We start from the raw sequence: 21,273 nt of genomic DNA on the forward strand, positions 1-21,273 counted from the left end.
TTGATTCTAAATTCAGCGAATCTACAATGCTGTTGACCAGGCGCACAGGGTCATTGGCATCAATATCTTGACCAAGTTCTGCAGGAAATAGCAGGATGGGGTCGGATATGTAAGGACGAAAGTGTAACTTTGTATTCATTAAGTAATTGATATTTGCTAAGTTACTCAAACTTAGTGAACGAACGAAGCCCTAGCTTGTGAAAGTTGGGGCTTTGTCGTTGGATGAGGAATAAAAAAAGGAGGCTGCCCCAAAAATGAATTTTGACACAGCCCCTTCGGCTTGCTTCGACTTCTCCATTTTTTATTTTCTCAATGGTTTTTTTCAGAATATTGTCTGATTTCTCTAAACTGCCGACCTTACCTAACAAATCGAAGCAATAGGAATGAAAGGTTTTTATTTCAACGTAATTCGCTGCATTGCCGATCAGTTTGATTAGCCTCTTTTTAAACTCTGTAGCTGCTGCTCTTGAAAAAGTGACCATGAGCAACTGTTCGTGCTTTACATCTTCCATCAAAAGCAGAGAGGCAAGTTTATGTACCAATACTCTTGTTTTACCGCTACCGGGCCCGGCTGCAACCACGATATGTTTTGTTTCATTGTCATTTATGATTTTTAATTGTGTTGGAGAAAGTTCTCCAAAAAGTTGCTTGAATTTAGACGGTGTTAAATTTCGCCTGATCTCATTTTGTCTACTGCCCTTAAAATATTTATTCAGAAAAGATGTGTAGTTTAACTGGAAATAATCATCTACAAATTGTAAAGCGTTTTTGTAGTTCGTAATCATTTTCGTTGCATATTCGCCGACAATATGAATTTGCTGAACTTTATTTTCATAGAATTGATTCAGCTTTTGATAGTCTTCTTTTGTATAGCGCTTTTTATTATCCCGTTCGGTACGTTCGATAGTCAGTCGATTATAAATAACCAGAAAACCTCCTTCAATTTTGATTGCTCCAATTCTTGACAGGTAAAACAAAGAGTCTTCTATGTCATCGATATCGATGTTTAGTTTAAAGAGGCTGGAGCTGTTTTCATACGCTGTTTTTAATTCATGAACAGAAAATTCAACCAACACTTCCTCTTTCCCTGTATCCTCTTTTGAGATATTCAGGTTGCTCTTTTCGTAGAGGTGTTCGACTATAAATTTTGCCAATTCATATCGTTTCTCCAGCTTTTCTTTCAATAGCCCTTTCGGTTGGAGGAAAAGTACCACAATGTGGTTCTTTGAATATTCCGGATTTTGTCTTTTAATCCAATTCTTGATTGCCCAGAAGTTCAGGATGGTTTTTATTTTAGATGTGCTTACATTTTCACAACCCTGTTTTTCTGCCTCTTCATTTAATTGCTTGATGTGAAATTCTTTTTCCTGTTCTTCAAATAATGGAATTAAAAAGTTTTCAATTTCATTGAATGTTTCTACAATATGCAGCGAGCGATTTTTATTCTCACCTTTTTTGATGAATGCTGTCAAATCTTTTGCATCTGCTAAAATTTTTTCTTCGCGAAGAAGATTCACAATATTAATCACTTCCTCTTTTACAATTCCCAGATGATCGCTGATATAATCGATTCTCGTTTCACCCGTCTCTTCGCTGGATTGTTTTCGACTTTTACTTGAAAAAAGTTTTTTTATAATCCGGATTCCTTTTTCCTTTTGTTTTTCTTCGAATCTTTCAGAAGCATTGATTTTGTCAATAGCTTCCTGTGCATTTTTGGACAAGATGCTATTGGCATAAATTCGCGGCATATTCTGTCCTCGCTTCAAATATCTTGCTTCTTCCAAAGCTGCAATAGCTGTTATTACGCGTACTTCAATCTCTGCAACGTTGTCATCCCAACCCGCTTTTCTTGCAATTTCCAATGCGGAATCTGAAACTTTTGAGCGAAACCGGGTTAATTCTTTGATAGCTTTCCAGATTTGTTGAATTTCTTTAATGGAAAGTTTTGTTTGATTCAGCAATATGAAATGTTTGTTCAGGTCTTCTTCATTGAACAGTACAAAGCAATCGGCCATGATATGTTCATCTCGCCCGGCCCTGCCGGCCTCTTGAATGTAATTTTCGAGTGAGTCTGAAATATCATAGTGGATAACCATGCCTACATCTTTTTTGTCTACTCCCATTCCGAAAGCAGAGGTTGCAACCATAATTTGAGTTTCACCGTTAATGAATGAATCCTGATTTATGGACTTTTCTTGCTTATCCATCTTCCCATGATATGGTTTTGCATTAAAACCATCTTTGGTCAATCTCTCAGCAAGAGAATAGGCTCTTTTTGTCCTTGACACATAAATAATTGTCGGACAATTTTTCTTTTCAATCAAATTTCTCGCAGCTTGGTATTTTTCTTCGTCATTTCTTTTTTCAAAAACTTTGTATTGAAGATTTGTTCTTGAGGCTTTTGATGTGTACAACTCAAGTTCGAGAGAAAGTTTTTCTTTGAAGTAGTTCCGAATATCTTCTATTACCTTTTGTTTTGCTGTTGCTGTAAAACAGGAAACAGGAATTGCATCTTCAAGATTTTTCTTTTCCTGAATCGACTTAATGAAATCGCCGATGTACAAATAATCGACCCGGAAATCCTGCCCCCATGCAGAAAAACAGTGAGCCTCATCGATTACAAAACGAGCAATTTTTCTTCCTAAAATCAGTTTTTCTATGGTTTTCGATCGTAAAGATTCCGGTGATATATAAAGTATGGAAGCCGAACCATCCTCTATCCTTTCAAAAGACTTTGCCCTTTGGATCGGATCAAGTAATCCATTTATGGTTACCGCCTCGGTAATTCCAAGTTTTTCCAGATTGTCGACCTGATCTTTCATTAGTGATTGCAATGGAGATATAACAATCGTAAGGCTGTTTGAACTTTCAGCATTCATTAAAGCCGGAACTTGAAATGTAATTGATTTTCCTCCTCCGGTCGGAAAAACGGCAAGTAACGATTTATTATCGACAGCTGCTTTAACTGCTTTCTCTTGCAGTGGTTCACCCCCGTAAGTTCTGAATGAGTCAAAACCGAAAAACTTTTTTAGACCTTTGTGAATATTCAACACATTGTTACAGTATGCGCAACCGCTTATGCAGGGCTTGTTTCGCAAATTGAACATGATTCGTTCCACTTCCGGATAGTTTCTTAAAACCCAGGGAGGTGTAATGGAATGAGTTTTCTGATGAAGGATAAACGAATTAACCAGAGATAGGCTATAGGCCAGTTCGATCGGATGCTCTACTATGATTTTGCCTAATTCAACCTGTTCGCATATCTCATTCTTGAACTTTTGCCTAATCAGACTTTCGACATCCGAATTTATGCTTATGTAAGCGGTGAAATCGAAGAAAGCGTAAAATTCTTTTTTATCCTTCAACAACAAATAGAAAATTTGTTTGAGAGTTTCCTCCGTTTGACTGAAAGCTAAAACCTCATCATAGAATAAATCTTTTGCCTTTATTGAATCATTTAAGGGATTGTTCATGTCTTCCGTTTGAAGTTTGTCGTCTTTCAATAAAGCATGATATGGCCTGGTTGGAAAAAGCAATGGAGAAAGAAACAGCGTGTCGATGATATTTTTAGGGTCGATACTTGTCTCGGCTATGGCTTTGCCGATATATTTGATATCGTGATTCAATATATTGTGTCCGCAAACATATTTTGTTCCTTTAAGAAACTGAATGAATTCTACGACAGATGTTTTATGGAAAATATTTCCATTATCCTTAATGCCTCCGATATCGAGAATTTGACGACTTTTGGGATCAATTTCAGTGTCAACGAATGTGATGAGATGTTCAGTCATAATTCACATCTTTTAAAGTATCTATTATATGCTTTCTTAATCCTTTTTATCCAATATGCGAATCCATAAAATCCCCAAACTTCAATATCTTTAATGTGTCGAGGAAAAAGTTGTCAATAGAGGGGAGTTCTTGACTAAATTTACAGTGTTTTTCTAAATTCTGATTGAAATTTACATACGTCCGCTTTAAGAGGGTCTGTAGTTTATACTTTGCAAAACAAAAAAACGTTGTAACTAAACAAGTTACAACGTTCTGTGCTCTTTTCAAAGTGGTGCCACCAGGAATCGAATAAATTTGATAAGTGGCTGTATTTCTTTGAGTTTATATTCTGCAAAAGATCTAATCTCCCGCTATTGCTCCACCGATTTTCTGCAATGCTTTGCTTCTTTTTCGTGGGTGATATTCTTATCTATGTGCAAAGGTAATAGGATCCTCGGGAAAGAGCAATTATTTTCTGTTTTATTTTCTGGTAGCAGTTCTTTCGGAGTTCTCCCTTCCTTTTTCGCATAGTGACGGTAGTCTGACTTATGAAGAAAATTTTGTGTTGATCTGTCTATTTGTATCCGACTCTAAGTTTGCCACGATATTCTTATATCGAGATCACTCTTTATTACTTATAATTTTATTCCGATGATAGCATGGTATGTAGTTTTATCTTCTTAATCTCTCGGTCGCAATGGCATTAGGTTGCCAGAAGTAAGTAAGCTCCAAGTATTATTGTTGTAGTTTTAAGATTCATGATTTATTTTTAAGCTTTGATATCGCTTTCATCACATCGTGCAGAAGGAATCCAATATCAGTTGGCTTATCTACATATTCAAAACCGCTGTAATATCCATATTTATCTATAAACAAGACGAAAGCCCCTTCGTCATGATGAAAAGTAGCAACATACAAGTCGGCCATCCTCTTTCTGCAGATAACTGCTTCATCCACCATCTTTCCAATATAATCTTGCATGAAAGCAAGCAAACGACTTTCGGGATGATAGTAGGCTGCCAAAATCATTTGTATATGTAATTCTTTGTATCTCGGAATAATAGTGCTATCATAATGATTCATCTGGCTATATAGAAAATGCAACTCCTCCTCTGTATTATTATAATGTGCAAAGAATTCCTCATCCTTCCAAAACCAGGGCATGCTTCTATTCACATCCTCCAAATGCTTGAACATTCGAGATGCCTTGATAATGTTAATTGCATCTTCATCTTTTTCTGGTTGTAAAAAGGATGTCATGAATACTTGCCCCAACTCTTGTACATCTGTACCATAAAGCTTGCTGAGTATAGCAAACATCTCTGCATTGGGACTATCGGCATCATGCTCTTCTCTACTTTTTTGCTGGCTCATAACCACTTTAGCCATTTCAGGCGAGAATGGAACTACCGCATCCTTCACAAGCTCTAACAATGGTGATTCAAGAAAATCATCAGGCTCGCAATAATCAGCATTTGGTAAAAGATTCACTCCCTCTTTAGCATACGATTGTGCCACTAGCCTGGAACAGAAGGAACGGTTGGAAGTATCCTGCTCTCTTGTGTCCTTAAATTGTCTTACATACCTGAATTGGGTAGTATCCACATACTGCTTACCCATTTGGTAATAAGAAGCACGCACAATCCTATCTATCTTAATTTGTGATGAGTTCTTCAGGCGCAACACTCTAGCATGTTCTAACTCTTTGAACGCATACGAATATATATGCGTCATCAGTACATGCAGGCCATTAGCCTCCATAGCATAAGCATCGCCAAGATATATGGCAGCATGCTCATACTTGCATCCCATCATCTTCCTCAGCCTCTCCTCATAAGTATTCATCAGCAGAATATCCCCAGGAAGAAGAACGTAAGGATTGAATATGTATTTTATCTCGTGCTCTTGAAGTGTCATTTTTTATAAAACCTATCATTTAAGTTCAAATAGTTGTCTTTCAATAGACTAATAAGTTATAAAATGCAGTCGGTGATGATTTAGCAACCTATCTTTAGCAGAGATATACAACGCTTTGCATAACTCGAAGAACTCGTTGTAAAGATAAGGGTATATCGTGAGAAAAAAGAATTCTCTTTCTTGAAATTTTTGTAAAGTCTTCCATAGGGGCGCCTTTTTGTTTTTGCCCTGCTTCCCCACCTGCACATCCTCCACTTATGCCCGTGTATCATGTCGGGATCGATTATTCGTTGTCAGCGGCAAAGGTAGTCCCAGGCTTCTACGAACAAAAAAGGTCGGGACAGCAAGCCGTTTAGACGACAATCTCCACACTTCCATTTCTTTGCAGGTAGTATTCTCGCCGTAAAACCTTGTTTGTCCTAAGCCCTACCTTTTTACGCCCCTGAAACGAAAACGACCGACCCGACGGAAAAACGCATAAAAAAATGTCGGATATGCGAGAAGCAGAAAAAAAAGAAAAAGTTGAAACTCAACTCCCTCACCTCTGGAATCCGCATAAAATCAAAAAAATCAGACAAGATGAAACTGAGATACAAAATAACGTGAGTTCGATATAATTTTAGAACATTCTTAATTGCCCGTCATTTATGTAACTCACATCAATAGCGGGTTTCTTTTCAAAGAAACAATATGCTGCTATTGCCGAGAGTGCGTTTGCTATGAAGTTGTCGAAAGATCGGTGTCTGGAATGCTCAATCTGTGCGATGTTCTTCAACTCGTCATTAACCGTTTCAATCAGTGTCCGTTTCCTGAGAATGATTTTATCAGCAATACTCATAAGGGAATTCCCCATATTATTCTTGACTTTGGTTATCAGTTGTATTCCATTCATGAATAGATTTTCAAACAATGCTTGTCCGATATATCCCTTATCGCCACACAAGTTCCCTTTTACATTCTTTACGAACCGACTCTGTTTCAAAGGCTCTCTGTCATCCACGTTACCCAGAGTGAACATAAAGTTCAGTATCTCTTCCTTATCATTGATAATCAGATGCAGTTTAAACCCGAAGAACCATCCCATGGAACATTTCCCACGTTCGGCAAGGCCCTCGAATGTCTTGTGAATCAGAATCCGTTGATTACGGCAGACGCGTAAAGAGGTAGAATCCACGAAACTGACTCCGGTACATTCTCCCAACAGAACTTGCTTTATGAAGATAGTCAGCGAGAGAAACACTTCCTTTTCCAGTTCCACAAAACGGTTATACGAAACTCTCTGGGGGAATAGGTGTGTCAGATGTTTGCAGACATATTCCTGATAATAGTGTTTGAAGCAACGGAAACCACCCGAATGGAACAGAATAAGGATTACCATAATTTCTGCATCGCTCATACGATTGGGCTTATTTCGATGCGGGAGTGAATTATCTTCAACCAGATATTTTTCTTGTTGAACTGCAAATTCCTTGCAAAAATCATCAGCCATACAATAAATCTCCGTAACCCCAGACTCTGGGAACATAGTGATAATCGTTTAAAGATACTATGAATTTAATACTTTTATCGCTATGTTCCTATTATTCAAACAAATAATTGTAATCGTTATATCGAACTCACGTAAAATATCAATTGGGGTGGCACTTGCACTCGCAGGCTCTCTAAGCGTTTAGCTTTGGCTGGCAGGGATATGTGCAAGAAAATTCCTCATTCGGTTACTCTTTACCATCGCTTTGGCTATCGCAGTGTACATTCTGACTTATGTCCTCATCATCGGGGGAATACTTTGGTTACTCATTTCTTAAATACGCTCATATATGAAAAGAAGAAGCAAGATTTCTGAAACACCTTGTCAATAATTATTAAAATAAATTATGTATTCCTAGGATATGTTGGAGTATAAATTAAAATACGAAACAAAAAACCGTGTATTTGTTACGGATGATTGTGTTCTGATAGTTACAATTTTGATTTGTTTGCCCATTAACTGTCAGATTAAATTGAACCCAATTCATATAAAATGTTTTTCTCATCTCTTTTTACGATCTTTTCAATTGGTATTAGTCATTAAAATGGTAATTTATCGAAATCATCTGATCCTTCTTCATTTTCTTCAAATTGTTCAGAAATAATATCTTTTTCAAGCTTCTTCTTGATTGCGAGAACAGCCGTTTTCCCATTCTCTAAAATAGCTTTGATTATTTTTTCAATCAATAAGGATTGATTTTGATTTGTACCTATCCACCCGCCTTCTATAATCGTTTTAAATCCTGTATTATCTAAATATCTTCCAACATTGTCGTAACTAATCGTTTTTCCACCACGTTCTCCTTTAATACACTCGTCCGTTTCTAGCATTTTAATGTAATCAAGAGGCATATACATTCCAGAACTTAAACCAACATTATCAGGGGCAAATTCTAACTTTGGGCAAATCTTAACAAAAAAAGGATTCTCATTAAATCTATAATCATGTATAAATCCATTCCCTTTCGTTGATTTTAAGGATTGGATTATTGAGTCCATTCGAGAAATCTCTTCTGTAAATTGCAAATTAGGAAATCTAAAAACAAATTTGTCCCCTTCCTTTTCCATAGTTTTATATTGAACCATAATAAAACATTTAAAATCTTCATTGAAATAAATCAAATCAGTTCCTAAAAGTTCTTCTAATGGTAATCTATTTGCTAGCAAGACCGTGAGACGTGTTTTATCATTTTCAAACACAGAGGAGGAATATTTTGTTGATTTGATTAAATCAAAGCCAGGAATATTCGATAAATCATTTATTATCATAGAATCTTCCCGAAGTCTTACTTGAGCAATACCATCAAGAAAAGATAAAGGCTTTTCGCCCTCATCATAATCCCACCCTTGTGCATTACTCTTATCTATTCCAGCAATATTCATCGCTGTTAACACAGCTTCCTTTTGTTCTGCTAATGATTTTTTTACATTCTTAGAGAGGCTTGAAATCCTTAATTGCCTACTTTTGGAGTATTTGTCTAAGAATGAATTTGTTTCAGGGATTTTTTTTAAGAATGCACTAAGAAATTCGTCAAAGCTTCTAGGAGGAAATAGCCCTCCAGAGTTTATCTTATTAATCAGATGCGATTTCACCCTAGAGCCTGTAGTATTAGCTATCTCGATAGCAGAAACAGGCTTCTTGAGTTCAAATATATTTTCTATATTGAGTCTTCGTAAGTCTGTTCCTGCACGTACGCCACGTTTCCCCAGTCCTATATGAGTTATATTGCCAGATACATTTGTAATAAAACAGACTAATGGGACATGCCTCGGATGACTGAATTCCGGGACAGGTTCGGCAAATTTATCATATATATTCCCCTGAAAAGAGAAATACCTGCTTTCATTTAAGATTAAAAAGTAACCTGCAACTTTTGACATAATTATTATTTAGGATCCCATTTTTTAAGGATTCGAAGAATTACATATAAATTATCTACACACGCATATATCATCTGATAGCCTTGAGTAACATAAGGCAAACTTCTATTTATTTGTATTAAACTGAATGAGTTTTCTATATCGCTACTTGGCAAATGAGCATCGCCATGTCTTAATTCATAAATGCCAACAATAGGACTTAGAATTTTTCTAGCATCTTCCGAATGAATCTTTATTGCCAACAGATTTTCAATTGTTTTCAAAGAACCCCATTTTGTATTTTTAGGAGGAACTGCAATTTTTTGAACAGATTCTATATCGATATCATCCACTATTATTCTTGCAATATCTTTTGCTAGGGAAAATAGGCCTTTCTCATCAATAGCTCTAAATCTATTAACTGACTTAATTATTTCGCCAATGGAGTGATGACCTCTAAAAAAGCGAATATTTAATTGTTTTTTAGCTTCTTCGTTTATTTCATTTATTGCTCTTTCTATAAAGGCCTCGGGAGCAAGGGTTGATGCAGGTTCTGCTTTAACCTGTGCCGCATGTAATTCTTTAGATATTCCACCTTCTGGAGCAATGTTGTACCCTGTCCAGATTTGCTGTTGCCACTCGGGCAAATATCCAACATCTTTCGCATAGACAGTAATTAGCCCTAAATCATTCACGCCAAAATGAATTCCTCCATTCGGAGCACAAGAAACACTTCCGGTATCTCTAGTATACCAGTTCAAGAAACTGCCTCTTATAGACAATAAATTTGAAATTAGTTCTGGCTTAAACCAAAGCCATTTTCCTCCTTTAGTCAGGCTATTGCCACTCTCTTTTGTGCCTTCCTCATCAGTAATATAATATATATCAATGGGGTGTTCATCTCCTAAGATAATAGGACTTGACTTCGCAGGATTTATCCAGTCATATTTCCAAAGTTCAGACATTATTCTATATAATTTCTTCCCTTGAAAACTTTTCTCAAAAAAAACCGATTTCACATTTTCATCTGTTGGGAAAGAATTCATATCAGGAACATCCTCATTTTCGTCAATGTCAATTCTTCCAACATGAGAAACTGCTATTTTTTGTCCAAAAGGAAATCCCCCTTCATGTATTTCCAATTTTCTGCATTCCCAAAAATCTCGTCCCTCTTTTTCATTTTTAGAAGTTCCTTTCCATGAGAGAACAGGGAAGTTTTCATAAATTTTATCCCTACTAAAATAAGAAGTTACATATAATCCACATTCTCTAGCACATAAGTAATCTTTTAAAAATTGATTCTTGATTTGCAATAATATTGGGCTTCCTTCTTGGTTCCTTTCAAGTTTGGCAACCTCTACATACCCTTTGCTTGGGCAAATCCAAATGTCGCCTTCTCTTTTTAGTCCTAAGCTTATAACCAAGTCCTGATGTAGATGCCATTCGTTACAATCCAAATTATTGTCAAAGCTTTGATTTAAAACCAAGTTTACTCCTTCTAAATCATCGTTGTAATAAACATCGGCAGGCACATATTTATCATCATGAAATGAGCAACTGTGAGTATGACTAATTCCAACATCAGTCCAATCTAGTTGTTCTGTAAAAGATTGTTTATCTATTGGCACCATTATAGAGCCATATCCAATAAACTCTTCAGTATAATCTATAAAGCCAAATTGAACTGAATTTCGAATTTCTTTCTCAGCTCTTAGTGGAACCCAAACTGACTTATCCAATTTGCGTTTTCTTAGATCCCGCATTTCAAACCATGACTGATCCATAAGTTATTCTCTCTTTGTAATTACTCTAAAAGTTTCTTAGTCCAAACGCCGACATCCTCAGCAGGAACTGCTATCCATAATAACTTCTTGGGGCGTGTACAAGCGACATATACAATTCTCATCTGTTCCTGTCCTTCTGGTGTTGCATTATATGCTTGAGGTAAAAGGGTTGCATAATTAAATACATCTTTCTTCACAAGAAAAACCAACATTCCTTCTAATGTCATCCCTTTGACAGAATGAATTGTTCTCAAATATTTGGGGATGTCTGTTGTAGTAATACCGTCCTCATGAAAAAGATTTGATATATTACTATCCTCTTTATTTGTATTTATAGAAAAATTTAAGCCGTTATTTCTTGCCTGCGCAATCCATTGAGATAATGTACAATTCGTATCAGGCAATTTGCGTATAAACTGGAATATTATATCTCGATAATTTCTGAATCCTAAGTTTTTAATCTTATTCCTTATAAACTCAATAGGTATGTAGGATTGACCTTCTTGCATTTTGTGGTATCCACGTTCTATTAAGGAGAATCCTTTTTTGTGTGCACCTTTGTTTATGAGATATTTTCCATGAACCAAATCTCTCACATAATAATATCCATGAACCCATGGTTTCTCATTCTGATCAGTTCTGGATTCATCCATTAATCCAAAATGTATTTCTCCAAATTTTCTTCCCCTATATGTAATAGCATAATGATCTTCACTAATGCCTAATTTCTGACATTCATTTACAAAATCATTTTTTATCTGATTTATAGAGTCTGATTGGGTTGAATGACCGACTATGGAAGGTATAGCTGGATAGTCAATATCTTCTTCAGATACAGATACCATATTACTGTTGAAGAACCGATTATTCACTCGACAAATATTGCTTGAGCTTCGTCGGTTTTCAGTCAGTTCTAAAGATGTCCAAGCAGGGCTATCATATTTTGCCATAAATAATGACGGTTCGGCCGTATTCCATTCAAATATGGCCTGATCGGGATCTCCCACCAAAAGAATTGAATTGACATTGGCTCTGTCTAATATATCAATCAATGCCATTTGAATGGCAGTTGTATCTTGAGCTTCATCAACAATCAGTATCGGAAATTTTTGTGCAATGTTTTTTGCTATAACAGGATATTTCGTTAGAATTTTGTACGCTATATAGTTGGCGTCTGCTTGATTTGCTTTCCCCGATCTAAAATGAATTACTTTCATTTCAATCAGATCTGATATTACCTTTTTTAGATTCCCGTCTTTTTTATATGGATTATCCCAATCTGATTTTCTAAAATTAAATACATGGTAAGGTGCTAGCCGAAGGAGATTGTCACTTAAACCAAAGGAAACTTTGTCAAAATAATAGTTGGGGTCAATTATTTTTGTCCTATCATAATTTCTTATCGTTGCATCGTAATTAAACCAAGGGTTGTATTCGGTACCTATAACCTCTGGTCTCTTATTGCACCCCATAAATAAATGACCATATGGAAAGAAAATATAGTTGTTGATAAAACTATCTATAGTTCCAATGAAATGGGGATAAGTGACATTTGAAACTCCGAATTTCTGTATTCCGTTTTTTATTTCATCGCATGCAGTATGTGTGAAAGAAATTGCAGCAATGCCTTGATGCTTATTTAATTGATTATTGCATAATAACCTTGCAAGACGTGCTGTTACAGAGAACGTCTTCCCACTTCCTGGACAAGCTTTAACTACGATTCTGCGATCCGGACAATCTACAATTTCTCTTTGAGTGGGTGATAACCTTTCAAACATAGCTTATACCTCTATTGCCATTTCTTGGGAGATTTCTCGTGTTGGAACTACAAACTCTATAGCTGCTTTTATGTAAGGAGGAACATCAAAGCTATCTTCTCTCATCAATCTGTCATTCAACTGTAGCGCAAATTCAGCTTTATCTTTATTCGATTTTAATTTTTGCATCAGAACTTCTACATTAAAATCTCCTTGTAGATCTTGTGTGTCTGGATGCATGCTCCTATAAACAGTGCGCATTATGCTTCTGTTTATATCTGAAGTCTCAAATAAATCATGTTCAAAAGTGTTCGTAGCTAATGTAACTTCTAAATGGTTTTTCTTTAAGCCTTGAGCTATAACAGCTCTGTCCGACATTGCTTTATCTGCAGTTGGATCAGAGTCTGTTATAATAGCACATTTCGAAAAGAGTCGTTTGTTTTCATCATCATGATTATACAACTTTGCGAAATGTTCAAATGCTACGCCTCCAATATTTACAATTTCAACTCCATTCTTTTCCAAGTCAATCTTACGAGGTTTTAGAAATTTGCGTGATAATATTGGTAATAAGATTGCTTCTGCAATGCCTTCAACCAATATAGTTCCATTAGCAAAGAACATTTGAGATTTGGTGGTATCCAGAAATTTCCTCAAATATTTTCTATTACTATTTGTATAATCTGCTTCACTAAGAATGTTAAAGCAAAATGCTTTGACAGAGCTTCCCTGTCTCTGTAGTACTTTTACATTGTCTATGTCTGATTTCGCGGTAATTGTTGGAGAATGTGATGTAATGAATATCTGCAACCCTCTATTTGTGAGTGTGCTCAAATACTCAAAAAATGTATTTTGATATTGTGGATGAAGATGAGCTTCCGGTTCTTCCAAGAGTAGAGCATTGTAAATTTCTAATTCAGAATCTTCACACCGGTTCATTAGATCACCAAGAACAACGGAGGAAAAGATTAGATTATTTTCACCTAATCCATTTTGATATATCTCAAAATATTTTTGAAGACGAGGCTCTACTGGTTCTGTGTATATAGGTCTTCTAATTTCTATTCCTCGCACAACATCAGAAAATTTTCTTCCAACATAATTCATCTCTATTTGAGGAGATTTATCAAGGATGCCTGTTCCGTTAAGATGATCGTTGACCTTACTTTTTCCCTCACACAATATGTGTTTCCAGTCATATTCATCACTTTCAAAAACACTGTAAAGCTTTTCTGCTAAAGACTTTTTTATTTCATCACTTAGATTTATAGTGTCATCTCCTTTTCTGTATTTCGTCAATTTATTAAATAGCTGAGCTGTCTTATTGTTATATGAATGAGGTTTTAAGCCACTTACTGCATCACGAAGAGGCCCTAAATAAGTGTAAAATATCTCCTGTAATGCTTCATAAGGAATTTGTTGTCCTTCATTATCGCCACCCCATACGCTTCTTTTAAAAAAACGCCTTCTCCCATTTTCTTCTAATGAGTATTTAAGATGAAATTGGATGGTTTGGAACTCTGGATTTTCAGAATCTTGTGAAATAAAGTCATAAAAACAGCATCTCTCAATTTCTGACTCGATCTCAAAAATAAGGTCAAATTGTATCTCTGTGTTGCATTTGTTAGGGTCAGAAGGGTTGAGATGAAGATCGGATTCTTGAATATAGATATTTATATCTGGTTTTCCATAGCCAAGACAGATCCTAAGAGCATCAATGATAGCTGTTTTTCCGGAATTGTTTTCTCCAATAATGATGTTAATACCTTTGTTAAAGAGTAAGGATACTTCATCAAATACTCTAAAATTTTTTATTTTAAATTGCTTTATATACATGGTTGTTTGAATAAACGAAGTGTTTTTATTTAACGATTATACTGAAGTTCATTTTGTTTTATGTTTATTAGAAAGAATGCAACCTTCAATCAGTTTTCAATACTTGAAAGCAAATTTTTGCGGTATTCTCATCTGAGAAAAATGCTCTAACATCTGCTAAAATGGATCAATATAATTTCTAAATTCGGCTTTCCCATTTAATGCACGTGTTTTCTCTTCTGTATATATCCATCTTGAGGGGAAGCCATTTCCATACACATCTCTAAATCCATATTGATTGAAAAAAGTAACAAGTTTAGAACCAGAATGATATTCTGTTTCTTCATTTATTAGCTCTCTTAATTTTTCAATAGTCTTCTGCGATATGATCATATTTGTTATAAATTAGATTGCAAATTTACTCATTCATGGCGAGGAAGACGAATAAAACGGCAAGAAAACGCCCCTTGCAAGCTGATAAAACTCACAAGGGGGTCTCTGTACAATCAGGGAATATAAAACAGACCAAACTCTACTTTTTGTCGTTTGACAAGACTTTGCAGAATTTTGCTTTTGCAGCGGCAGATAGAGATAATTCTTTGTGGAAATCCCCATATTTTCCCCCTAAAATTGATGTCTTACATAGGGAATTACAGTAGCTTCTTGAATTTCATCTCTGCCAATCTGTTGATTTCATCTTTGTAGGTTTCAAGATGATGAAGGATGATGTTCTCCACATAGATGCCGATGGTCATATCCCTGTTCCTCATAGACATGACTATCTCTGCCAATGTGTCTTGCAACTCTTTGGCAATATAGATGGTCTTGCGATTTTTCAAGGTATTGCGACAGATGAAAAGCGACTCATAATCACCTTTGTCAGTCTTTCGCCTTTCTCGTCTTGGAACTCTTGAAAAATCCTTTGATATTGGTTCGTCATTGGAACGTTCCGATTCAACACCCTGCTCTTCTGATTGAGAGCGTATCATCTCACTCTCTTTTCTTTTCATGGGAATACCCTGTGAAATAAGTTCTCGGATGGCAATGGGATCTACCTTGCTGTTTTGATTCTCTGTCATACTTTCTTAATTTCTATTGTTATACAATTCTCTGTTCATTTCGTTGCCGGTATATTTACCGACGAAGACGAATACATCCACTATCGAAGATATGTCCAACAATCGGCTTGTACCAGTAGGGCTACATCCTTTCGTTCATACCCTTTCAGTGGAGATGTTCATTAGTGTCCATCAATACAATCGTTCGATTGTATCTGCTTTCGCACATTCCCACGTTCGAGTGAAAGAATCAAGGATATGTTCTTTGACATACACCCTCGCCTATATCGCTCATCGGAACGTGATGTTATCGAAGACACATACCCTCACCGACATATTCGACAGTGCAAATATATGGCCCGGTGATGCTGTAATCTGCGTGATTTCCTTTAGTGCGTACTTGTGACCTCAATTTGATTAGTTGTGGCTTCGTTCTATCTAATGGCTTTGGATATAAGAGGTCGTAACTTTGCAGCAAGCGATAAGCCGGTATTTCATGGCTTTGAAAACATACCTTTCGAGAGAATAACATATCGTTCTTCGGAACGAATTTATTTGCGTCGGAGCAAATAGCAAGGTATGTTTTATGCAGCACGACCCCGTTTTTGCAGCATAAAACCCTTGCTCTTGCAGAGAACTGAAAAAAACTCCAAAGTCGTTTTTTCTTGGAAGAGAAAATGTCATGTTTCGAATGCCGGGTATGCCGTGAAACACTAAAATCCAAACTAAGAAATGAAAATGAAGAAAATTAGCAGCGCACGCTCTAAAGAGAAGACTGAAAAGCGTGTTTCGGTCAATTTCACGCCGACGGAATACGCTCATTCCCTCACGATGAAAGAGGAAAGTGGTGTACGAAGTCTGTCACTATTTATCAAGGCAAGAGTCTTTAATGAGACCTTTCGAGTGATAAAAGTGGATCGGTCACTGTTTGATTACTATCAAAAATTGACGACTCTGTACGGGCAATTTCGCAGCGTCGGGGTGAATTACAACCAGACTGTGGTCGCTCTGAAAAGCAATTTCACGGAGAAGAAAGCCTTGCGATGCTCACCCAGTTGGAGAAACTGACACTTGAATTAGCAATAATCGGAGGTGAAATCGTGCAACTGACTCGTGAATTTCAAGAGAAATGGCAACATCGGCAGTAACCATTTTACATCGTACTGTTCTTTATGGATGAAAAAATCAGGCTTCCATCTCGTTTGGGGAAGCCTGATTAACCTTTTGATGGCGATTACCGCTTTTTGAACTTGCCGCCCTTCAGGTCGCTCTCCACCATACGTCTGCTGAGTTTCTCTCGGAGTTCGTCAAGGAAATATGTGCGACTGTCGTCCTTGCGGCGTTTCATATTCATATAGACGTTGTAGCAATTCTTTATCTCCACTCCGAAGATCTCCGAGAGAGCATCTGCCAACTCCTCTACACCTATTTCTCCGTTGTTGATACAGTCGCAGGTGTCGAGAGCGTAAAGGAGTTCAACTAAATCTGTTGCTTTGCCTGTCCAACAGAGTTTCTTGGCTGGCTTGACGGACAAAGCAGGAAGGAGCCCCTGCATTCGCATCTTCACTAATTCCAGCTCCGTGTCAATGACAAAGAGCAGTTTCTTTACATTTTTTCCCCTCTCCGTCCATTGAATCTCCCCTTTGCAAGGGTTGCAGGCAAAAGCGTGTGTAACGGAGGGTACGAAACAATGAAACTGAATCTCCTTCTGCATCACATAGGGCAATAATCCTCAGAATAAAGTTGTCTGACGCTTTTTGTATCTGTCCTTTTGTAGAGCATAAAGAGATTATTGTCTTAAAGTCTTCCGTTTGAGTAAGTCTTAGCATAATCATATCTTTTATGGTTCAACATTGCAGATTCTCTGTTATGAGATGTGATTTATGACCTATCTCCTTATGAATTTGGATGGCGAAGAACAGTGTCATCAAAGTTGCAAAGACGTCGGCGACAGGCTGGGCATAGAGTACTCCGTTCAATCCCCAATACGATGGAAGCAGCAATATGGCAGGGATAAAAAACAGACCTTGCCGTCCGATATTGAGTAAAAGGCTTTGCCTTGCCTGTCCGATTGCCATATATAGTGTGGAATACACAAATTGAAAACCGAAAGTGAAGAACATAATCGTATTGGCTCGAAGGGCTATCCTTGCGATTCCCTGCATTGTTTCGTCTTTGCCGAAACAACTGATGACAGGAGAGGTAAATACCATTATGAGTATGCTCCAAAGCACACAAAACGAGGTTGTGAGTATCAGGGAACATCTCACCGCTTCCTTTAATCGTTGAAAATTGCCTGCTCCATAGTTATAGCCGGCCATCGGTTGGAGTCCTTTGACAAATCCGAAAACCACATTTGTTCCCAACGTAACGATTTTCAAGACGATTCCCACGGCTGCAACTGCCTCTGCACCATATTTCACGGCTGCTCTCTGCAACAGACTGACGGAAAGGGTTTGGAGCAATTGCAGAAAGAGCATCGAGATGCCTATCTTGATGATGTCCGCATACATTCTTATCGTGGGAGCGAACAGGGCAAACGACACTTTTACCTCTGCTTTCGAGAGGATGAAGCGAATATAAATGATTGTCGTGATGATTCTTGAAAGAATGGTTGCCCATGCCGCACCTTCCACTCCCCAATTGAAGGTGTAGATAAACAAGGGGTCTAATGCAACATTGACGACAGAGCCGATAATCATTGCCGTTGCGGATATTTTCGATGCCCCTTGTGAAACAATGATGTTGGACATCGACACATTCAACGCCCCTATGACACAACTGATGATGAAGAGTCTGCCGTATGCTTCTGCCAAGTGCATCATTCCCTCGTTTGCTCCCATAAACAGCAGAATGTCCGGCAGGAACGCATTGCACACAAGGGCAATGAGAGCAGCCAATATCACAGAAGTAATCACCGAGACGGAAGCGACCTGACCTGCCTTGACAACCTGCTTCGCTCCCAACAGACGGGATATATACACTCCGCCTCCGACACCGAACATCAAACCTATCCCGAGAAATAACAGCGACAGAGGGAAAACGACCGATACGGCGGCAACGGGAAGAGTTCCCAAACGTGCAACCCAGAAAGTGTCCACCACATTGTATATCGCCATAATCAGCATTGCGATGACAATAGGTATCCCCAACTTTGTCAGGGCTTTCATCATACTTCCTTCTCGCAAAATATTCACAGCGTTGTTCATCTTTCTAATCCGTATCTTTTTAAGTGAATAAAGTTCGCTGCAAAGGTATGGTTGAATACAGGCTGCCACAATAGACGGACAACGGTGATAATAGCACTATTCGTGGTAAGTTCTTCTGAAAAGCGAGGGAGAAATGCCCACAACCTTGGTAAACAGTCGTGTGAAGTAGGAGTGATCGTTAAAGCCCAAACTATGTGCAATCTCTTTGACGGAATCTGTAGTATAGACCAATTGACGTTTAGCCTGCAAAATAATCTCGTTTTGGATATGGTGGCTCACACTTGTCCCCAGAACAGAATTTACTGCCTCATTCAGGTAGGCAACGGTAATGTTCAGCCGTCCGGCATAGAATGATGGCGAACGATTGCTTCGGATATTACTTTCCAGCAAATCCCGAAATTCCCATACTATTTCCTTGTGTCTGGTCACTATCCCCTGCAATTTGGATTGAGCTATCGTTGCATTTACAACGTTCTCTACGACCAACCCTACAATGACGGTGGTCAGTCGCTGAACGACTGCTTTGGCAGATGGATTTTCCATGCCACTCAGTTTGCGGTCAAGAAGTGATAATAATAGTTTCTGTTCCAATATGTCGGATAGTTGTATTTGGGGGCAACCATATCTCTCAAGCGTTCGTTTTTCCTCCTTATCCACCAATACCGAGTCGATAACCAGAAATTTTGCAGAAAGATTGGAAGCGTCGATGATACGATGCACCTGCCCGGGTAGAATGATAGCCAGACTTCCTTTCCCGAAAGTGTATTCCTCGAAATCAATATTCAGACAGCATTGCCCACCCTCTATGAAGCCAAAGAAATAATAATCGTCGGTATGAGAAAAGGCGTATTTTTCCGAAGATGCCGATGTCCGAGAGACGACAGTCTTCAGATAGACTCCGAAATCGGAGAGTTGTGAACTTCTATGGTTGGGGAACCGGGACATGTTTTAAATGTTTTCCACCAAGATTTCCCGAACGAACTCCCAAGCTTCCTCTATACAGTAGGATATTCCCGGACGGATGATGGCATACATGTCGGTGATGAATTCATTGTCTTTCAACTTGGTTTCCATATTGGCAAGGAACAGTTTGCGTGTGGGAGGCAGCTCCACTACAAATGCCATATATTGACGATAGCACTCCAATATTTTCGTTGCATTCGTATCATTATTCTTCATCGCCCAATAGAGATCGAAGAGGTCGCGTCCCTTACGGCGTTGATACAATGCCCGAAGTTTTGTTCCGAGCAGTTCTTCCAACTCATAGCAAGTTAAATCACATTTTCCTGTAAACCATGAATTGGTTACTTGAAAAGGAATCTGTTTCAGTCTCAATACACTGAAATGCTCACGGGTGTTGATTTCTATTTTCAGCCGCAGGTCGATGACCGGAGGAAACTCCGATTCAAAGCGATAAATGACCGTATTGTTATGGATATGCTGCTTGACTGTTCGTTTCGTTCCCAAGAATGCGAGCCGTTCACGTATTTCCTTCAATATCGGGTTAATCGGAGCCGGCTTTATCTGTACCAAGTCGATGTCTTCCGAATAGCGCACCTGTGGTTGTATGTAGAGTTTGTGCAGAGCCGTTCCTCCACGAAACGCCAAAGTCTCCCTGATGAGTGGCGAGGAGAACATTTCCACCAGTGCACGACTAATAACCAAATCCTGTTCCACTTGTGCCTCGTTCGTCCAAGGGGCTACGGATTTCCATTCGAGGATATATCGTTGAGGAATCATAATACGTCTGTTTCTATTTCATCGTTTACAATGACTTTCCATTTTTCGTCCAATGTGCCACGCTTCTCTGCCGAAAGAGAAAAATATTGGGGATATACAGTCCGCTTGGCAAGTACGGAAGCCAAGCCCTTTGTCAGGTCTGCTTTTCCCGGCAAACTCTCAAAGATGTAGCCCAAACGCTGTATGATGGCCGTAGGGTAATAGGTTGCGGTGTTTCGCAAAGAAGATTTGCTGATACATTCAGACAATTCATCAATAATACCGACAACCCGTGCCAATCCGAAAGTGCGTTGGTTTTCCACAAGGTCGAGCATTGTCGCCTCCGGAGTGGACACATTCACATATCCCGTTCGGGTCTTCATCTGTGTAACACAAGAATTATCCCACTCTTTCCTTATGTTGAAAGCGATATGCAACCTGTCATTCTCTATGTTTCTGACAGGAGGCATACCTGTAGTAACAAAAAAACGCATCGGTTGCTGATGGGCAGCCCCGTGAAGTGCGGCAGCCGACAGAAGAGAGACGTAATAATCTCTTTCTATGTATTTCATCAAATCATCGATATACATAAGAGGCGGAACGTTTTTTTGCAGGGAAAACTCCGGGGTAATAATCACATAAAAGCCTCGTCTTATAAGTGCAATCTCTCCCTTGCTTGCCAAACGCGATAAGGATACCTGTGCGATTTTCCTGCCATATCCGTTTTGCTTCATCACCTCCTCAATGGTAAACGAAATTCGCCCCACCGACAAGACCTGCCTGATAAAATCACCATAAGAGAATACTTTTTCTGCCATTTCCTTATTCTTTAATAGTAGCCGTAATGGCT

At 38.2% G+C, this 21,273-nt stretch carries 13 protein-coding genes and 2 pseudogenes; 1 reads left to right on the forward strand and 14 read right to left on the reverse strand.

From position 1 onward, the window contains the following. Window positions 1–269: 269 nt before the first annotated feature. From A3GI_RS0107900 to A3GI_RS0107945, 9 genes and pseudogenes are all read right to left on the reverse strand, one after another. A pseudogene (locus A3GI_RS0107900) lies at window positions 270–3,794 on the reverse strand (RecQ family ATP-dependent DNA helicase); the annotation flags it as partial. 736 nt (window positions 3,795–4,530) lie between these two features. Continuing rightward, window positions 4,531–5,691 (reverse strand): YiiX/YebB-like N1pC/P60 family cysteine hydrolase, encoded by a 1,161-nt coding sequence (locus A3GI_RS0107905; protein WP_018360917.1) that lies wholly within the window; start codon window positions 5,689–5,691, stop codon window positions 4,531–4,533. Window positions 5,692–6,310: 619 nt separating this feature from the next. Further along, entirely contained in the window at window positions 6,311–7,216 is a 906-nt protein-coding gene (locus tag A3GI_RS0107910; protein ID WP_018360920.1) for an IS982 family transposase, read from the reverse strand. A gap of 542 nt (window positions 7,217–7,758) precedes the next feature. Continuing rightward, the gene (locus tag A3GI_RS0107915) at window positions 7,759–9,099 is read right to left on the reverse strand and encodes a hypothetical protein (RefSeq protein WP_018360921.1); all 1,341 of its coding nucleotides are present in this window, start codon (window positions 9,097–9,099) and stop codon (window positions 7,759–7,761) included. A gap of 5 nt (window positions 9,100–9,104) precedes the next feature. Then, window positions 9,105–10,862 (reverse strand): hypothetical protein, encoded by a 1,758-nt coding sequence (locus A3GI_RS0107920; protein WP_018360922.1) that lies wholly within the window; start codon window positions 10,860–10,862, stop codon window positions 9,105–9,107. 20 nt (window positions 10,863–10,882) lie between these two features. After that, on the reverse strand, window positions 10,883–12,643 hold the full coding sequence (locus A3GI_RS0107925; RefSeq protein WP_018360923.1) for an ATP-dependent helicase: 1,761 nt from the start codon (window positions 12,641–12,643) through the stop codon (window positions 10,883–10,885). A gap of 3 nt (window positions 12,644–12,646) precedes the next feature. After that, entirely contained in the window at window positions 12,647–14,458 is a 1,812-nt protein-coding gene (locus A3GI_RS0107930) for an ATP-dependent nuclease (protein ID WP_018360924.1), read from the reverse strand. 156 nt (window positions 14,459–14,614) lie between these two features. Then, the gene (locus A3GI_RS0107935; RefSeq protein WP_018360925.1) at window positions 14,615–14,830 is read right to left on the reverse strand and encodes a hypothetical protein; all 216 of its coding nucleotides are present in this window, start codon (window positions 14,828–14,830) and stop codon (window positions 14,615–14,617) included. Window positions 14,831–15,087: 257 nt separating this feature from the next. Continuing rightward, window positions 15,088–15,516: a DUF3408 domain-containing protein gene (locus A3GI_RS0107945; protein WP_018360927.1), complete on the reverse strand. Its 429-nt coding sequence runs from the start codon at window positions 15,514–15,516 to the stop codon at window positions 15,088–15,090. A 717-nt stretch (window positions 15,517–16,233) separates the two neighbouring features. Here A3GI_RS0107945 and A3GI_RS10920 point away from each other — a divergent pair. Next, window positions 16,234–16,571, forward strand: a pseudogene (locus A3GI_RS10920) (plasmid mobilization protein); the annotation flags it as partial. Window positions 16,572–16,729: 158 nt separating this feature from the next. Here the strand turns inward: A3GI_RS10920 and A3GI_RS0107965 are convergent. The 5 genes from A3GI_RS0107965 to A3GI_RS0107985 form a co-directional block, all read right to left on the reverse strand. Next, entirely contained in the window at window positions 16,730–17,056 is a 327-nt protein-coding gene (locus A3GI_RS0107965) for an RteC domain-containing protein (protein ID WP_025079475.1), read from the reverse strand. Window positions 17,057–17,342: 286 nt separating this feature from the next. Further along, window positions 17,343–18,704 carry an MATE family efflux transporter gene (locus A3GI_RS0107970; RefSeq protein ID WP_018360930.1) on the reverse strand — a complete coding sequence of 454 codons (1,362 nt, stop codon included), beginning with the start codon at window positions 18,702–18,704 and terminating at the stop codon, window positions 17,343–17,345. A gap of 96 nt (window positions 18,705–18,800) precedes the next feature. Further along, complete coding sequence (locus tag A3GI_RS0107975; RefSeq protein ID WP_018360931.1) at window positions 18,801–19,649, reverse strand: AraC family transcriptional regulator; 849 nt, start codon at window positions 19,647–19,649, stop codon at window positions 18,801–18,803. A gap of 3 nt (window positions 19,650–19,652) precedes the next feature. Continuing rightward, window positions 19,653–20,444: a nucleotidyl transferase AbiEii/AbiGii toxin family protein gene (locus A3GI_RS0107980; protein WP_018360932.1), complete on the reverse strand. Its 792-nt coding sequence runs from the start codon at window positions 20,442–20,444 to the stop codon at window positions 19,653–19,655. Continuing rightward, window positions 20,441–21,241, reverse strand: coding sequence for a type IV toxin-antitoxin system AbiEi family antitoxin domain-containing protein (locus tag A3GI_RS0107985; protein WP_018360933.1), 801 nt, complete (start codon window positions 21,239–21,241; stop codon window positions 20,441–20,443). The genes A3GI_RS0107980 and A3GI_RS0107985 overlap by 4 nt, the downstream gene beginning before the upstream one ends. Window positions 21,242–21,273: the final 32 nt, after the last annotated feature.

Origin of the sequence: Porphyromonas macacae DSM 20710 = JCM 13914, from assembly GCF_000379945.1 — a bacterium.
GTDB lineage: Bacteria > Bacteroidota > Bacteroidia > Bacteroidales > Porphyromonadaceae > Porphyromonas > Porphyromonas macacae.

Excerpts from the sequence above, each read along its gene's own strand:
- A3GI_RS0107905 (WP_018360917.1), bottom strand. The coding sequence starts at position 5,691 with ATGACACTTCAAGAGCACGAGATAAAATACATATTCAATCCTTACGTT.
- A3GI_RS0107910 (WP_018360920.1), bottom strand. The coding sequence starts at position 7,216 with ATGTTCCCAGAGTCTGGGGTTACGGAGATTTATTGTATGGCTGATGAT.
- A3GI_RS0107915 (WP_018360921.1), bottom strand. The coding sequence starts at position 9,099 with ATGTCAAAAGTTGCAGGTTACTTTTTAATCTTAAATGAAAGCAGGTAT.
- A3GI_RS0107920 (WP_018360922.1), bottom strand. The coding sequence starts at position 10,862 with ATGGATCAGTCATGGTTTGAAATGCGGGATCTAAGAAAACGCAAATTG.
- A3GI_RS0107925 (WP_018360923.1), bottom strand. The coding sequence starts at position 12,643 with ATGTTTGAAAGGTTATCACCCACTCAAAGAGAAATTGTAGATTGTCCG.
- A3GI_RS0107930 (WP_018360924.1), bottom strand. The coding sequence starts at position 14,458 with ATGTATATAAAGCAATTTAAAATAAAAAATTTTAGAGTATTTGATGAA.
- A3GI_RS0107935 (WP_018360925.1), bottom strand. The coding sequence starts at position 14,830 with ATGATCATATCGCAGAAGACTATTGAAAAATTAAGAGAGCTAATAAAT.
- A3GI_RS0107945 (WP_018360927.1), bottom strand. The coding sequence starts at position 15,516 with ATGACAGAGAATCAAAACAGCAAGGTAGATCCCATTGCCATCCGAGAA.
- A3GI_RS0107965 (WP_025079475.1), bottom strand. The coding sequence starts at position 17,056 with ATGCGAATGCAGGGGCTCCTTCCTGCTTTGTCCGTCAAGCCAGCCAAG.
- A3GI_RS0107970 (WP_018360930.1), bottom strand. The coding sequence starts at position 18,704 with ATGAACAACGCTGTGAATATTTTGCGAGAAGGAAGTATGATGAAAGCC.
- A3GI_RS0107975 (WP_018360931.1), bottom strand. The coding sequence starts at position 19,649 with ATGTCCCGGTTCCCCAACCATAGAAGTTCACAACTCTCCGATTTCGGA.
- A3GI_RS0107980 (WP_018360932.1), bottom strand. The coding sequence starts at position 20,444 with ATGATTCCTCAACGATATATCCTCGAATGGAAATCCGTAGCCCCTTGG.
- A3GI_RS0107985 (WP_018360933.1), bottom strand. The coding sequence starts at position 21,241 with ATGGCAGAAAAAGTATTCTCTTATGGTGATTTTATCAGGCAGGTCTTG.